General features: G+C 66.5%; 15 protein-coding genes. 6 read left to right on the plus strand and 9 right to left on the minus strand.

Annotation, left to right across the window (positions count from 1 at the left end; translation table 11 throughout):
- Window positions 1–10: 10 nt before the first annotated feature.
- Complete coding sequence (locus ABD768_RS06635; RefSeq protein WP_343968629.1) at window positions 11–1,825, minus strand: FAD-dependent oxidoreductase; 1,815 nt, start codon at window positions 1,823–1,825, stop codon at window positions 11–13.
- On the opposite strand from ABD768_RS06635, the gene ABD768_RS06640 reads away from it, so the two are divergent.
- Complete coding sequence (locus tag ABD768_RS06640; RefSeq protein WP_344838387.1) at window positions 1,824–3,065, plus strand: MFS transporter; 1,242 nt, start codon at window positions 1,824–1,826, stop codon at window positions 3,063–3,065. The genes ABD768_RS06635 and ABD768_RS06640 overlap by 2 nt on opposite strands.
- Window positions 3,062–4,291 carry a low temperature requirement protein A gene (locus ABD768_RS06645; protein ID WP_344838389.1) on the plus strand — a complete coding sequence of 410 codons (1,230 nt, stop codon included), beginning with the start codon at window positions 3,062–3,064 and terminating at the stop codon, window positions 4,289–4,291. The genes ABD768_RS06640 and ABD768_RS06645 overlap by 4 nt, the downstream gene beginning before the upstream one ends.
- Here ABD768_RS06645 and ABD768_RS06650 read toward each other — a convergent pair.
- The 3 genes from ABD768_RS06650 to ABD768_RS06660 all read right to left on the minus strand — a co-directional run bounded on the left by ABD768_RS06650 (window position 4,288) and on the right by ABD768_RS06660 (window position 7,002).
- Window positions 4,288–4,770 (minus strand): winged helix-turn-helix transcriptional regulator, encoded by a 483-nt coding sequence (locus ABD768_RS06650; RefSeq protein WP_344838392.1) that lies wholly within the window; start codon window positions 4,768–4,770, stop codon window positions 4,288–4,290. The genes ABD768_RS06645 and ABD768_RS06650 overlap by 4 nt on opposite strands.
- Window positions 4,771–4,870: 100 nt before the next feature.
- Window positions 4,871–6,370, minus strand: a complete 1,500-nt coding sequence (locus ABD768_RS06655) for an MFS transporter (RefSeq protein WP_344838395.1) — start codon at window positions 6,368–6,370, stop codon at window positions 4,871–4,873.
- Window positions 6,370–7,002 carry a cysteine hydrolase family protein gene (locus ABD768_RS06660; protein ID WP_344838397.1) on the minus strand — a complete coding sequence of 211 codons (633 nt, stop codon included), beginning with the start codon at window positions 7,000–7,002 and terminating at the stop codon, window positions 6,370–6,372. Before ABD768_RS06660 ends, ABD768_RS06655 begins: the two co-directional genes overlap by 1 nt.
- A gap of 162 nt (window positions 7,003–7,164) precedes the next feature.
- On the opposite strand from ABD768_RS06660, the gene ABD768_RS06665 reads away from it, so the two are divergent.
- The 3 genes from ABD768_RS06665 to ABD768_RS06675 are packed head-to-tail and all read left to right on the plus strand — an operon-like array spanning window position 7,165 to window position 9,026.
- Window positions 7,165–8,217: an aldo/keto reductase gene (locus ABD768_RS06665; protein ID WP_344838399.1), complete on the plus strand. Its 1,053-nt coding sequence runs from the start codon at window positions 7,165–7,167 to the stop codon at window positions 8,215–8,217.
- 42 nt (window positions 8,218–8,259) lie between these two features.
- Window positions 8,260–8,400: a hypothetical protein gene (locus ABD768_RS06670; protein ID WP_344838402.1), complete on the plus strand. Its 141-nt coding sequence runs from the start codon at window positions 8,260–8,262 to the stop codon at window positions 8,398–8,400.
- A 26-nt stretch (window positions 8,401–8,426) separates the two neighbouring features.
- Window positions 8,427–9,026, plus strand: coding sequence for a TetR/AcrR family transcriptional regulator (locus tag ABD768_RS06675; protein ID WP_344838405.1), 600 nt, complete (start codon window positions 8,427–8,429; stop codon window positions 9,024–9,026).
- Window positions 9,027–9,063: 37 nt separating this feature from the next.
- Here the strand turns inward: ABD768_RS06675 and ABD768_RS06680 are convergent, their stop codons facing one another.
- From ABD768_RS06680 to ABD768_RS06695, 4 genes are all read right to left on the minus strand, one after another.
- A complete protein-coding gene (locus ABD768_RS06680) occupies window positions 9,064–9,489 on the minus strand; it encodes an OsmC family peroxiredoxin (RefSeq protein ID WP_344838407.1) in 426 nt (141 codons plus the stop codon).
- Between the two features lie 35 nt (window positions 9,490–9,524).
- Window positions 9,525–10,379 carry an enoyl-CoA hydratase/isomerase family protein gene (locus ABD768_RS06685; protein WP_344838409.1) on the minus strand — a complete coding sequence of 285 codons (855 nt, stop codon included), beginning with the start codon at window positions 10,377–10,379 and terminating at the stop codon, window positions 9,525–9,527.
- A gap of 67 nt (window positions 10,380–10,446) precedes the next feature.
- Window positions 10,447–10,839 carry an ester cyclase gene (locus ABD768_RS06690; RefSeq protein WP_344838411.1) on the minus strand — a complete coding sequence of 131 codons (393 nt, stop codon included), beginning with the start codon at window positions 10,837–10,839 and terminating at the stop codon, window positions 10,447–10,449.
- Window positions 10,840–10,854: 15 nt separating this feature from the next.
- Window positions 10,855–11,364, minus strand: a complete 510-nt coding sequence (locus ABD768_RS06695; RefSeq protein ID WP_344838414.1) for a CGNR zinc finger domain-containing protein — start codon at window positions 11,362–11,364, stop codon at window positions 10,855–10,857.
- A 99-nt stretch (window positions 11,365–11,463) separates the two neighbouring features.
- Here ABD768_RS06695 and ABD768_RS06700 point away from each other — a divergent pair, with 99 nt between their 5' ends.
- A complete protein-coding gene (locus ABD768_RS06700; RefSeq protein WP_344838417.1) occupies window positions 11,464–12,600 on the plus strand; it encodes an epoxide hydrolase family protein in 1,137 nt (378 codons plus the stop codon).
- Between the two features lie 7 nt (window positions 12,601–12,607).
- Here ABD768_RS06700 and ABD768_RS06705 read toward each other — a convergent pair whose 3' ends face one another.
- A complete protein-coding gene (locus ABD768_RS06705) occupies window positions 12,608–13,273 on the minus strand; it encodes a hypothetical protein (protein ID WP_344838419.1) in 666 nt (221 codons plus the stop codon).
- Between the last annotated feature and the right edge of the window lie 135 nt (window positions 13,274–13,408).

Here is a 13,408-nt window from a genome sequence, read left to right on the forward strand (position 1 = left end):
CCGGCGCTGCTCAAGCTCTTGCCAGCGCGGCATGGGTCGATGCCACCGCGCTGGCGCCTTCGCCGACGGCCGCCGCGACCCTTTTCATCGAGCCGTGGCGCAGATCGCCCACTGCGAAGAGGCCGGGAGTGCTGGTCTCGAACGGCAGCGGCCGGCGGCCGTTCCACTCGGGTCCCAGTTGATCCTGCGGAATCAGCGCGTCGGTGAGGATGAAGCCGTGGTCGTCACGGACGACCTCGCCGAGCCATTCCGAGGCGGGTTGGGCACCGATGAAGCAGAACAGCGCGGAACTCTCGCCCGTGAGCTCGTTGCCGGCGGCATCGGTGAGTGTGAGGCCCGTCAGGTAGTTGTCGCCGTACAGCGCCGTGACCCGGGTCGAGGTCCGAACGGTGATGGCCGGGTCCGCGAGGATCCGTTCGACCAGGTAGCTCGACATCCCCGTCCTGATGTCGGCGCCTCTGATCACGAGGTCGACCTGACACTTCTTGGAGGCAAGAAAGATGGCCGCTTGGCCGGCCGAGTTCGCCCCGCCGACGACCGTTACGGGCAACCCGGAAAGCCTCCGGGTCTCGACCTCGGTCGCGGCGTAGTAGATGCCCGCGCCCTCGAATTCCGGCCATCGTTCGAGCGGCAGCTTGCGGTACCTCGCTCCGGTCGCGGCAACCACGGCTCGTGTCGCGATGACCGTCCCGTCCACCAGGTGAATCTTGTGCTCACCGCCGCTCGACTCAAGCCGTGCCACCTCGCACGGGCTGTAGACGCTCGCACCGAACTTCAACGCCTGGGTATGCGCCCGGCCGAGCAGGTCTGCTCCGCTCAACCCGTTCGGGAAGCCGAGGTAGTTCTCGATCCGGGAACTGGCCGCAGCCTGTCCACCGGGGCCGATGCTGTCCAGCAGCACCGTCTCAAGCCCTTCGGACGCGCCGTACACCGCAGCCGCGAGCCCGGCCGGTCCCGCCCCCACAACGACCAGGTCGACACTCTTGTCTGCCTCGGCAAACCGGTAGTTGAGGCCCAAGAGCTCGGCCAGCAGCCCTGGTGTCGCGTGGCGGATCACTCCTGCCGCGGTGATCGCTACCGGGAGATCGCCAGGTGTCAGCCCAGTTGCTCTCAGCAACTTGAGACCTTCGGCCGTGCCCGAATCGAGCCACTGGTGTGGCAGTTGCAGGCGTGCCGCGTAGGTACGCAGCGCCAGTGACGACGCGGTCCGCTCCTCGCCGACGATTTCCAGCGACCGCGCCGCGCTGGCCTTGAGCTCGTTGCGGCGCGCCATGAAGGTGGTCAGCAAGATGTCCGAAAGTTCGGCATCCTCGGCCATCAACCGGCGAAGCTCCGTCGGTGTGATCCGGTGTACCTGACCCGCCTCAGCCATCCGTCCGGTCAGATAGACCGCCTGTCCGCTGAGCAGGCTGATCTCGCCCAGAACCCCTCCCGGCCCCTCGCGCGCGATCACCTCCGCGGCTTCGCCGGCCCGGAGCTCACGAACGACCTCGGCGGCGCCGCTGTCGACCAGGACCAGGTCGTACGAAGGGTCGCCGGGGCTGTAGAGCACCTCACCGGCCTCAGCATCGTGCGGGGTGCCGTACATGCGGAGTCGATCCAGCTGTTCCGGGCTGAAGACCGCGGAGGTATGCGGGTGGGCCTGATCTTCTGACGGCATCTTCGTTCCCTCGATGGTCGGCTCCGGCGGAGGTCCGGTTCGTGTTGACTTGTAAAACACTAGCCAGCATACTTGCGATAGTCCAGTCGGATACCGCTCGGCAATTCGTTGCTTCGGGCCCCTTCTGTATGCCTTCCATCCAGCTGAGGACCAGGAGCCCGTCATGACGACAACCTCACCGCCGCAACTCGCGGGCAGCATCGAGCCACGACGCTCAGGTGAGCGGAGACGCAGGATCGGCTTCGCGGGAATGGCCTGGGTCTCGCTGTCGCTCTCGATCGCGGCCGCCGCACCTTCGCCGCTCTACGTTCTGTACCAGGCAGAGTGGGGTTTCGCGTCCTGGCTACTCGGGCTGGCGTTCTCGGTCTACGCGTTCGCGTTGCTACTGGCCCTGGTGACTGTCGGCTCGTTGTCCGACTATCTCGGCCGCAGACCCGTCCTGGCCGGTGCCGCCCTCGCCCAGCTGACAGCGATGACGCTGTTCCTGGTCGCGCCGAACATCGGCACGGTTCTCGCAGCCCGGACCCTGCAAGGGTTCGCCACCGGAGTCGCGACCGCAACCGTCTCGGCCGCGCTGACCGATCTGGCGCCAAACAGGAACCGGCAACTCGGTGCCGTGATCGCCGGTATCGCCCCGCTGGCCGGACTGTCGGTAGGCGCGATCTCCACCGGCCTGATCGTGCACGCGGCGCACACCCCCATACCGATCGTCTTCACCGCGCTCGACGTCCTTTTCGTGATCGGCCTGGCGGTCGTCGTAGCCGCGCCCGAATCGGTACAGCGCCGCGGCGGCGCTTGGAAGAGCCTGGTGCCACGCCTCCGGATCCCGTCGGCTGCCAGGACAGCCTTCGTCGCGAGCTCGTTCCTCAACGTCGCGGTCTGGACCACCAGCGGGCTCTGCCTTGGGCTGGTCGCGGTGATCAACCGCGATGTCTTCGACCTGCACAACGGCCTTGCCAACGGCGGCATCATCGCCCTGGTGATGGGTGTGTCCACCGCGACAGCGATCGTCACGCGGCATCTCGACGCCCGCTCCAGTGGACTGATCGCCACGACCACGCTGGCGGCAGCAGCCGCAGGGATCGGCGTCGGTGTGGTGGCCACGAACCTGGTGATCTATCTGGTTGCCTCGGTCGTGGCCGGAATCGGTGTCGGTACGGGATTCGGCGGCTACATCCGGCTCCTGACCCCCACCACTGGTCCCGAGGATCGCGCCGAGCTGTTCACCGCGATGTATGTGGTCAGCTATCTGAGCTTCGGCTTACCAGTGGTGGCAGCAGGCGCCTTCATCGATTCGGTCGGGCCCCGGCCTGTCATCACCGTCTTCTGCGCCTTGACCGCGGTGTCGGCCGCCCTGGGCAACCTGATGCTCAAACGATTCGCGAGCCGTGGGTCTGATCGATGACTTCCAGTACCTCCCCGGCCGGCGTCTCCGGCGTACTGCGGGACAACTCCCCCGATCCGGAACGCGTCACCTACCTGGAGCTCTTCTTCGATCTCGTCTTCGTCTTCGCGATCACCCAGATCTCGGCCGTGCTCACCGTGGAGCCGACATTCCTGACCCTGGCCCAGGGTCTGATCATCTGCCTGGCGGTCTGGTGGGTCTGGGTCTACACCGCGTGGGCTACCAACTGGCTCAACCCCGAGACCCGGTCGGTCCTGCGGCTCCTGCTGGCCCTGACCGCGATCGGCCTGGTGATCAGCGAATCCATCCCGTCCGCGTTCGGCCATCGCGCGCACCTGTTCGTCGCGGCCTATCTTGCCTACGGAACCTTGCGCACAGTCGGGGTGATCGCAGCCACGCGTACCGCAGCACCTACTGTCGCCGCCGGGCAGTGGCGCATCCTCGCCTGGTCGATCGGCTCCGGAGCGTTGTGGACGGCCGGCGCCGCTCAACATCGCGAGACCTGGCGGGTCGCCTGCTGGGGCCTGGCGATTGCCACCGAGTACGCCGGGCCCGCGGCGTTGTTCTGGCTCCCAGGTCTGGGCAGGTCCTCCTGGGGCGCGTGGCGGATCCGGGGCGGGCACTTCTCCGAGAGATCCGCGCTCTTCGTGATCATCGTGCTCGGTGAGTCGATCCTCGTCATCGGCAACGCGCTCGACACCGATCAACTGACCCGGCCGGTCGTACTGGCCGCCGCGGTGAGCTTCATCGGCGCCGCCCTGCTGTGGTTCCTCTACTTCGCGCACGGGCAGGCGAGAGGCCGCGACTTCCTCGCCGGCCGGATCTCGACCGGACCCGTCGCCCGGCTCTCGTACACCTATCTGCACGGAGCGCTGATCGTCGGCCTGGTCGCCACCATCCATGGTTCCGAACTCGCCCTGCACCGCCCGATGGAGCTTGCGACGACACCGGACAGCGTTCTGGTACTTCTCGGCCCCGCCCTCTATCTGGGTGGACTGGTTGCGTTCAAGTCATCGATCGGCGTGCGAGTCGGCCAGATTCCCGCACATCTGCTGGGTATCGCCAGCCTGACCGCCCTGTTCGGACTCTCCGCATTGCACGCCGTCTCAGCCACGCTGCTGGAACTGGCCACCGGCGCCATGGCGACGATGCTCCTCATCGCCATCTGCGACGAGATCCTCTACCTGCGCCGCACCCGGACCGAGCCGATCACCGTGGGCCGCTAGTCGGCGCTGCGGACCGGATAGGCGGCGGTGCGCACGAAGTCGACGTCGTCGACGCCACGCAGCTTGGCCGGGTTCTCGACGAAACCGACCCGGACCGGTCGATGGGTTCCCTTCGTCTCCCGCACCATGGTGGGGCCACAGGCCGGAGGAACGAAGTCGTCTCCCCACTGCTGGAGCGCCGCCAGTACCACCCGCAACTGCCGGCCCGCCTCGGTCGGGTGATAACTCATCCGAGGACGTGAGCCCTGTTCGCGATACTCGTGTTTCTCGAGCACACCCGACGTCACCAAGGTCGCCAGCCGGGCGGTGAGAATGTTCGGGGCGATCCCCAAGGCGTCCTCGAAATCGGCGAACTTCGTCACACCGTTGATCAGCGCCTCACGCAGGATCAGGAACGTCCACCGCTCGCCGACGATCCCAACAGTCCGCTCGATCGAGCAGAACGCGGCTTCTGCCGGCGTGGTCAGGGCAAGACTCATCCCGACAGCGTAGGCCAGGTAGCACAGCGCTAGCCAGCGCCTCGACGCCGGACGCAGTCACGACAGTGCTGTGAGTCACGACTCCTGAACGCCAACTTGGTCAGTCGTGCCGCAACACGACCGGCTGGCAGGCGTGCTGTACGCCGGGCAGAGCGTTGCGGCGCACGCTTACCCCGGAACGAACCGTCAGGAACGCGATGAGTCCCCCCACTGCACACATCGCCGCGCTGATCAGCATGCTGGTACCGAATCCTGCGCTCAGGGACCCGGCATCCGCGGCACTACGAACCTCGACGCCGGCCGCACCCGGCAGCACCGCGACGGAAATCAGACCAGCAACACGCGCGATCGCATTGTTCGCGCCCGATGCTGCGCCGGCCCGATCGTCACCGACGGATGCCAGCACCGCGGAGGTCAGCGGCGCGATCGTGATCGCCAGGCCCAGCCCGAACACCAACACACCAGGCAGGACACCGCTCAGATACCGGGTGTCCAGCCCGATACCTGACAGCAGCACGAATCCGGCCGCGGCCAACAGCGGGCCCGCCACCATCGCAAGCCTGGGGCCGGTGCGTTGGGTCACTGCACCGACCCAGGTCGACAGCAGCAGGATCTCCAGCGTGATCGGCAAGGTGGCCAGGCCCGCCTGGGTTGCGGAGTACCTCATGGACATCTGCAGGAACAAGCTGAGCAGGAACAAACCGAGACTCAAGGCTCCGTAGATCATGAAGGTCAGAAGGTTCGCCCCGGCGAACTGGCGCGACCGGAACATCGTCAGCGGCAGCAGCGGCGCCGGATGACGCGATTCGATGACCACAAAGGCGACAAGGAGCGCGGCACCGCAGACACCTGCCGCAATCGTGACGGGTGTCCATCCGTTCATGGGCACCTCGATCAGGGCGATGGTCACTCCTCCCAGGCCGAGAGTGGCGGCGACTGCCCCGGCGGCATCCAGCCTGCCTGGCGCGGCCATGCGGCTCTCCGGTACGTGCCGGACTGTGGCGGCCAATGCGATTGCGGCCAGTGGCACGTTGATCAGGAACACCGCTCGCCAGGAGATCGTGTCGACCAGCCAGCCTCCCAGCAGTGGACCGAGGGCACTCGAAACTCCGGACAGCCCGGCCCACGCTCCGATCGCGCGGCCCCTGTCGTCGGCGCGGATCACGCCGTCGATCAGCGCGAGGCTACTGGGCACCAGCAGCGCTCCCCCAATGCCCTGCGCGAGCCTTGCCGCGACCAGGACGGCGGGTGTCGGCGCGAGTCCACAGGCGATGGACGCAGCGGTGAAGATGACGAGGCCGATCAGGAACAGCTGCTTCCGGCCGCGCCGGTCCCCGAGGGCTCCGCCCAGCAGCAACAGGGCGCTCAGCGTCAGCAGGTAGCCGTCCATCACCCACTGCAGAGTGGCGAACCCACCACCGAGGTTCCGCGCGATCGACGGCAACGCCACGTTCACGACCGAGCCGTCCAGGAAGACGATGCCCGAACCGAGCGCGGTGACGGCGATCAGCCATCGGCCCCCGCGCGAGGACAAGGCCAGCCGGCCCGGTGCAGCAGAGCCGGCCGCCACAGCGGCCCGTCCGTCACCTGCGACCGTCATCAGGTCAGCCCGGGCTGACGGATGCCGGCCAGAAACTCGTCGATGGTCGACACGACGTGACCGAACCGTGGGTAGGAGATGTCGATCGCGGCACGGTGCGCCTCCTCGGTGAACTCGGCGACCGCGTCGGTCAGGAAGGTCACGTGGTACCCGGCCTCGAGAGCATGCCGGCCGGTTCCCTCGACGCAGGTCTGCGACGTCAGCCCCGCGAACACCACCTTCTCGATCCTGTTCTCCCTGAGCAGATCATCGAGATCGGTGCCTCTGAACGAGTCGTACATCCGGTGCCTGCTCACGACGACGTCACCGGCGGCCGGCCTGAGCGGCTCGTAGAAGTCGGCTCCGTAGCTGCCCTTCCAGAACAACTGGTGGGCCAGGCCACCCTGGAAGGTCGGGTGGACGTACTTGAGGTCGTCGAAGCTGTGCTCGTCCAGGCCGTGCGGGGCGTAGAAAGTCTTCACCCCGGCGCCCCGGGCGCCTTCGAGCAGCCGGGCCAACTGTGACCTCAGATCGAGCTTGTCGCGCATCTCACCGATCTGAGTGTTGAGCTTGCCGTCGTCGGCCAGGAAGTCGTTCAGCACGTCGATCAGGATCAGGCCGGTGCTCACGGCGTCGTACTGAGCGGAGTCCATCGAGGGGTCCTTCGTCTGGGCGTGGTCGGAGTCGCTGGTCGCCTGCAGCCACTGATGCGCAGCTCTTAATTAGATGGCGACTGTAATCTAACGTATGCTGACTTGTCTAACACTAGTCAGAATCGACGGCGTCGGACTCACTACTCTTCAGGGGAGCTGCAGATGCGGTACACCACCTTCGGCCGACGGACCGGCCTGCGCGTCTCGCAGTACGCGCTCGGCACGTCCAACTTCGGCACCCGCTGGCCCACCGGGGCCGACGAGGAGTCCTCCCGGCAGATGTTCGAGGTGTTCGCGGAGGCCGGCGGGACCTTTCTCGACACCGCCGACACCTACCAGTTCGGCGAATCGGAGACCCTGCTCGGCCGGTTCCTGGCCGGCCGCCGGGACCACTTCGTTGTCGCGAGCAAGTACTCTCACGCCTCCGTCCCCAACGGCGGGTTGCTGGAAACCGGCAACAGCCGCAAGACGATGGTCCGCGCGCTCGAAGCGTCTCTGCGGCGACTCGACACCGACTACCTCGATCTGTACTGGGTCCACTCGCCGGACTTCGTGACCCCGATCGAGGAGATCGTCAGCACGCTCGATCACCTTGTGCAGCAGGGAAAGATCCTGCACGGCGGCCTGTCCAACTTCCCCGCCTGGCGGATCGCCCGCGGTGCCACGCTCGCTGACCTGCGCGGCTCCGCGTCATTGATCGGGGCCCAGTTCGAGTACAGCCTCGCCGCCCGGGACGCCGAGCGCGAACTCCTGCCGATGACCGAAGGTCTCGGGCTGGGAAGCACCCTCTATTCACCACTCGGCGGCGGACTACTCACCGGCAAGTACCGGCACAGCAAAGAGGGTCGCCTCACCACGATGAACTCCATCATCCAGCGCGAGGACACCGACCAGAAGACCGCCGTCGTCGATGAGGTTCTGGCTGTCGCGACCGAGCGGGGCGAGAAGCCTTCCCGGGTAGCGATGGCGTGGCTCAATCAGCGCGCTCGCCGATCCTCGACCGCGGTCGTGCCAGTCATCGGACCGCGCACCACCGACCAACTCGACGACTATCTCGCCGCACTGGAGATCACCCTGACCAGCGAGCAGTACGACCGCCTCGAGAAGGTGTCCACTCCCCCACTCGGCATTCCGCACGACGGCGCCCGGCAGACCACGAACGCCGTTCTCGGCGGTCAGCTCGATCACTTCGACCGGTTGGGCGCCGTCAGCTGACGCAGCCCGTCCCCCATTTGCGAACACGATTCACTACCAGAGATGAGTAGGACAGATGACGAAGATCAAGAACGCCGTGGTGCTGGTGACGGGCGCCTGGTCGCCAGCGCGTTCGGGCCGGTACTCGGGAAGAACGGCGGCGAAGTCTTATATATGATCGTCGTCATCCATCAGGCTGAGTGATGTCAGCCCAAGAAGGAGGACGGGCTGTGCGAGTCTCGCGCGAGCAGGCGGCAGAGAATCGGGAGCGGGTACTGGCCGTTGCCGGGCGGCTGTTTCGTGAGCGGGGTTTCGACGCGGTGTCGATCGCGGACCTGATGGGTGCTGCGGGTCTCACACACGGCGGCTTCTACAAGCAGTTCACCTCGAAGGAAGCTCTCCAGGCCGAGGTGTGCGCCCGTGGCGCGGCGGACAGCGTCGCCGCCTTCGACAAAGCGCTCTCCGCGGCCCGGCAGGGCGAGACGGGCAGCTCTAGTGCCTTCGCGGCGCTGCTCGACGACTACCTGTCCGCGAAGCATCGCGACCAGCCCGGCAACGGCTGCACGGTGGCTGCCCTTGCGGGTGACGCCGGCCGGCATGGCGAACGAGTGCAGGAGCAGTTGGCGGCCGGCGTTCGGGGCATGGCCGAGGCTGTCCATGTGATCCGACCCACCGCGGTACAGAGCGCGGGCGACAGCACGGATCAGCTGGACCTGGCAACCTTGTCAGCCATGATCGGCGCTGTCGTCCTTGCCCGGTCGGTACGCGAGACCGATCCCTGGTTGTCCGAGCGGATTCTCTCGGACACCAAGCATCGGCTCGCTCAGTAGAACAGCGCGCCGGCGGGACCGGTCGTCATACAGCCACTCACGCAGCCAGGGTTGCGTTCATCGTGATCGGTACCGAGAGGGCTTTGGAGAAGGCGCACCATGCGCGGGCTCCTTCGGCGATCTCGGCGAACTTCTCCTGCGACGCGCCCGGGACCTTGGCCTCGACTGTCAGGTGGATCCCCGCGATGGACGGCCCGTGGTCATCGGTGGCCATGGTGAGGGCGACCGAGGTATGCACGTAGTCGACCGTCAGGTCGTGGTGATCGGAGATGTTGGCGAGCGCGTGGTTGAAGCAGCCGGCATGGCCGGTGGCGAGCAGTTCTTCGGGGATCGCCCCAGCGGCGCCGTCGAAGCGGCTCGCGTAGGTATACGCGGCGTCGCGCAAGGTGCCGGTGGTTGTCGAGAGACTTCCTTTGCCTTGTTTGAAAGGCCCGTGCCAGTCTGAGGTACCGGTAACAATCATGGATGTCTCCTGAAGTCGTTCGGGCACGACGGCGGCTACTTGCCGGCTGCGGGCTTGATCTTGGCGATCTCCTCGCCGAGGTGATACTCCAACGGGCTCTTCTGCTGCAGGCCGTTGTCGAACAACTGAGCCGCGACCGACTGGAACTCCGGACGTGCCGCCGCACCCCAGAAAGCGTCCGAATGCAAGAGGAACTCCTCGTCGGGAAGACGGGTGTACTTGTTGATGAAGCCCTTGATCTCGCCGAGTGCACGGTGATCCCAGTTCGACACGCGGGTGGCGTAGGCATCGACGAAGGCCTCGAACTCGGCGTCGGGGACTGCGCGGTTCACATAGCCGTACCTCTCCGCGAGCGCGCCGTCGAAGTCGTCGCCACCGAGGAGGATCTCGAACGCACGGCCGCGGCCCACGAGAGCCGGCAGCCGTCCGCCCGCACCGCCGCCGGCCACGGCCGTGAAGCCGACCTCCATCTGACCCAGAATCGCCTTCTCCACGCTGGCGAAACGGATGTCGGTGGCCAGGACGAACTCGCTCCCGGCGCCGCGCGCGATCCCACGGATGGCACTGATCGTCACCTGCGGCAGCTTGCTGATCCGCACGGTGATGTCCACCCACGCCGGATAACCCGTCGCACTCGGCAGCGCCTCGGCGATCGACGGATCCCCCGCCAGGTCGTAGTGGGCGAGATAGAAGTCGGGGTCGGCGCTGTCGAACAGCACGACGTTGACGGTCTCGTTCTGCTCCAGCTCGGTGAGCAGCACCTTGAGATCGCCCATCATCTCCGCGTCGATCACATTGACCGGCGGGTTGTCGAACGTGACCCGCCAGAAGGTCGGTGACTCCGGAGTGAGCGTGAGATGCCTGGGTTTGTACTCGTCGATGAAGGTCATGCCACGAACATACAAGTCTCACTTGTAAAAAGCTAGCCAGACTGGATCCGGGTAAACCCGGTGACGATCAGAAGCTGGATTGGGCCGCGATCGCATCGCGGTCGATGAGGGACCAGACGTGGGCGATCCGTCCGCCTTCGAACCGGTAGAAGACGTGCTCGGCGAAGGAGACCGCCCTGCCAGTCGGTTGAAGGCCGAGGAAGGTGCTCGTCGGGGTGCAGTCGAACCAGAGCCGGCAGGCCACCAGGTCGTCGCCAATGGACAGCAACTGGGCCTCGAAGCGCAGGTCCGGGACCGCGCGAACATCCTCCGCGATCATGTCGGCGTACTCCTGGCGGGTCAGCAGCTTGTCGTTGTAGACGAGTTCGTCGCAGACATAACGGTCCAGCTCGTCGAACCGCCGGCCGTTCAACGCGTCGAGGTACGCCAGGTACGTGGACTCCAGGTGGTCGTGAACCACGGGTTCTCCCTCAAATCAGCCGGCTTGCTGGTGGCGCTCGCGGTAGACGCGGGTCTTGTGGCGGTTGCCGCAGATATTCATGTCGCACCAGCGCCCTCGACCGCTGCGCGATGTGTCATGGAAGGCCCACCGGCAGTCCGGCGCCGCGCAGAGCTTGACCCGGTTCCAGTCTCCGCGGCCCACGGCCACAACCACCGTCTCGACGAGGGTGTCGAGCCAAGGCCTTCCCGACCGGGCCGCGATTCGCAACCCGCCCGCATCGTCATGGACGAGCTGAAGCGGATAATCCGCGAACGCCGTGGCGACATCGAACTCACCCGACAGCGACTGACGCAGCGCCGTACGAAGAGCGACGGCAGCCGTCAGATCCTCCGGACCCAACTCATCCCCGGCCGGGTGCAGGTCGCACTCCCCCAGCCAGTCCACCAAGCCGCCCGGCGAAGTCAGCCGCTCACCGCCGGCATGGTTCTGACCGTGCCGGCTGAACGATCGCTGGTCGACCGTGTTGAGGAACTCGGCGATCAAGTCCAATCCATCCACGACACCACCATACACAAATACTGGTGTTGCAGACCATAAACACCACTGTTAGCGTTCAACGGTGTCGATGGAAAGGATGCAGAGATGCCCGGCTCCCAGCAAGTACTCACGGTGCCCGACGCCGACCTCGACGACCTCCGCGCACGCTTGCGCGGGACGCGGTGGGCGAAGCCATGGCCGGTCGACGCCTGGACAACCGGTACCGACAGCGACGAGTTGCGTCGACTGGTCGGCTACTGGTCCACGGCGTACGACTGGCGTGAGCACGAAGCGGCGGTCAACGCCCTGCCGTCCGGGTTCGCCGACGTCGGGGACACATCTGTTCACTACCTGCGTTTCGACGCCGAGCGCGACGGGGCACTACCGCTCCTGCTGGCCAACGGCTGGCCCAGTTCGTTCCTCGAACTGACCGGCCTGGCAGACCGGTTGTCCACGCCCTCGCGGTACGGCGGTAACGCGGAGAACTCGTTCACGGTTGTCGTCCCGAGCCTGCCCGGGTTTGGACTGTCTCCGCAGCGACCGACCCTCGACCAGGCCCCGCTGACCCACGACATCTGGCACCGGCTCATGCACGACGTTCTCGGTTTCGAGCGGTACGGCGTACACGGCTCCGACCTAGGTGCAGGAGAGTCCAGCTTGCTCGCGCAGGCCCATCCGGAGGCGGTGGCCGGCGTACATCTCCTGGACGCCGCCGGACCGCAAAGCTACGACCCGGCGGGGTTGACCGACGACGAACGCGCTTACCTGGCAGCAGAGAAGGCCTGGTTCGACGCCGAAGGCAGCTACGCCCACCAGCAGGAGACCCGCCCGCTGACCCTCGCCCAGGGTCTGTCCGATTCTCCGTCGGGCCTGCTCGCCTGGATTCTCGAGAAGTATCGGGCCTGGAGCGACTGTGGCGGCGACCCGGCAGGCCGGTTCGGGGACGACTTCCTCCTGACCCAAGCGTCGCTGTACTGGTTCACCAATACGATCTCGACCTCGTTCCGCCCCTATTACGAGCGAGCTCACGGAATCAGGCCGAGCGTCGAACGTGTCGAGGTGCCGACCGCGATCGCCGTCTTCCCCCACGACCTCGGAGGCCGGCCACCCCGCGAATGGATCGAGCGGACCTACCACCTCACCCGCTACACCACCATGGTCCGCGGAGGACATTTCGCCGCCCTCGAGGAACCAGACCTGCTCGCCGCCGACCTCACCGCCTTCTTCTCCGAGCTCGCCTGAGGTCGGATCATTCTTTTCTGGTTGTGTGTTCGGTTCGTAGCTGGTCGGTGGCCACGTTGATGCCTGCGACCCGCCCGGCCAGGGTCGGGTGGCTGTGCTCGAGCTTGGCGCCGGCCTCGGCCAACGGTGCCAGCAGCATTGCGGTGTCGCTGTCACCGAGGGCGTGCAGGACCCGGTCGACGCTGGCCTGGGTGGCCGGGTCGAGGTTGTCGAGCACGGTGATCTGCGCGGAAAGCCGGCGCAACCTCGCGGAGTTCTCCCGCGCCCACTGAGTGACGGCCCGGTCGCCGGCGCGCCGGTCGCGGGCCGCCTGGACCCGTTGTTCGCCGGTCACTCCTTCCGGGTCGGTGGTGTGGGGGTTGAGCCGCAGGTAGCGGCGTTCGGCGGCCTGACGGCTGGACACCCCGAGCGCAGGGGCGATCTCGACCCAGCTCGCGCCACGGTCGCGGGCCGCGCCGATCAGCATCGGTTCCCACGCCGCGAGCCGGTCCTGGACGACGCGCAGCTCCGCCAGCGCAGTCAGGACGTCCGTCGAGGTGACGCTTGCCGAGCCCGCCCGGTCGGCTTCGTCGCCGGCCAGGGCGGTGAGCTGCCGGACGGTACGTTCCACGGCGGCGATCGCAGCCGCGGGAGGCGCCTCCTGGTGACCCTGGACCATGCCATCGGCCGCCATCGTCACGCTCCCGTCTGCTCATCGAACATGTCAGCACTTCGATGACATTTTCTACTTGTCATCGTTCCGTTGACATGCTATATCGGAAATGCAGGGTGACACCACCCGTGGATTGAAGACCGAACTGAAGTCTGT

Source organism: Kribbella ginsengisoli, from assembly GCF_039537185.1.
GTDB lineage: Bacteria > Actinomycetota > Actinomycetes > Propionibacteriales > Kribbellaceae > Kribbella > Kribbella koreensis.

Excerpts from the sequence above, each read along its gene's own strand:
- ABD768_RS06665 (WP_344838399.1), top strand. The coding sequence starts at position 7,165 with ATGCGGTACACCACCTTCGGCCGACGGACCGGCCTGCGCGTCTCGCAG.
- ABD768_RS06705 (WP_344838419.1), bottom strand. The coding sequence starts at position 13,273 with ATGGCGGCCGATGGCATGGTCCAGGGTCACCAGGAGGCGCCTCCCGCG.
- ABD768_RS06670 (WP_344838402.1), top strand. The coding sequence starts at position 8,260 with ATGAGTAGGACAGATGACGAAGATCAAGAACGCCGTGGTGCTGGTGAC.
- ABD768_RS06650 (WP_344838392.1), bottom strand. The coding sequence starts at position 4,770 with ATGAGTCTTGCCCTGACCACGCCGGCAGAAGCCGCGTTCTGCTCGATC.
- ABD768_RS06655 (WP_344838395.1), bottom strand. The coding sequence starts at position 6,370 with ATGACGGTCGCAGGTGACGGACGGGCCGCTGTGGCGGCCGGCTCTGCT.
- ABD768_RS06640 (WP_344838387.1), top strand. The coding sequence starts at position 1,824 with ATGACGACAACCTCACCGCCGCAACTCGCGGGCAGCATCGAGCCACGA.
- ABD768_RS06635 (WP_343968629.1), bottom strand. The coding sequence starts at position 1,825 with ATGACGGGCTCCTGGTCCTCAGCTGGATGGAAGGCATACAGAAGGGGC.
- ABD768_RS06660 (WP_344838397.1), bottom strand. The coding sequence starts at position 7,002 with ATGGACTCCGCTCAGTACGACGCCGTGAGCACCGGCCTGATCCTGATC.
- ABD768_RS06680 (WP_344838407.1), bottom strand. The coding sequence starts at position 9,489 with ATGATTGTTACCGGTACCTCAGACTGGCACGGGCCTTTCAAACAAGGC.
- ABD768_RS06700 (WP_344838417.1), top strand. The coding sequence starts at position 11,464 with ATGCCCGGCTCCCAGCAAGTACTCACGGTGCCCGACGCCGACCTCGAC.
- ABD768_RS06685 (WP_344838409.1), bottom strand. The coding sequence starts at position 10,379 with ATGACCTTCATCGACGAGTACAAACCCAGGCATCTCACGCTCACTCCG.
- ABD768_RS06645 (WP_344838389.1), top strand. The coding sequence starts at position 3,062 with ATGACTTCCAGTACCTCCCCGGCCGGCGTCTCCGGCGTACTGCGGGAC.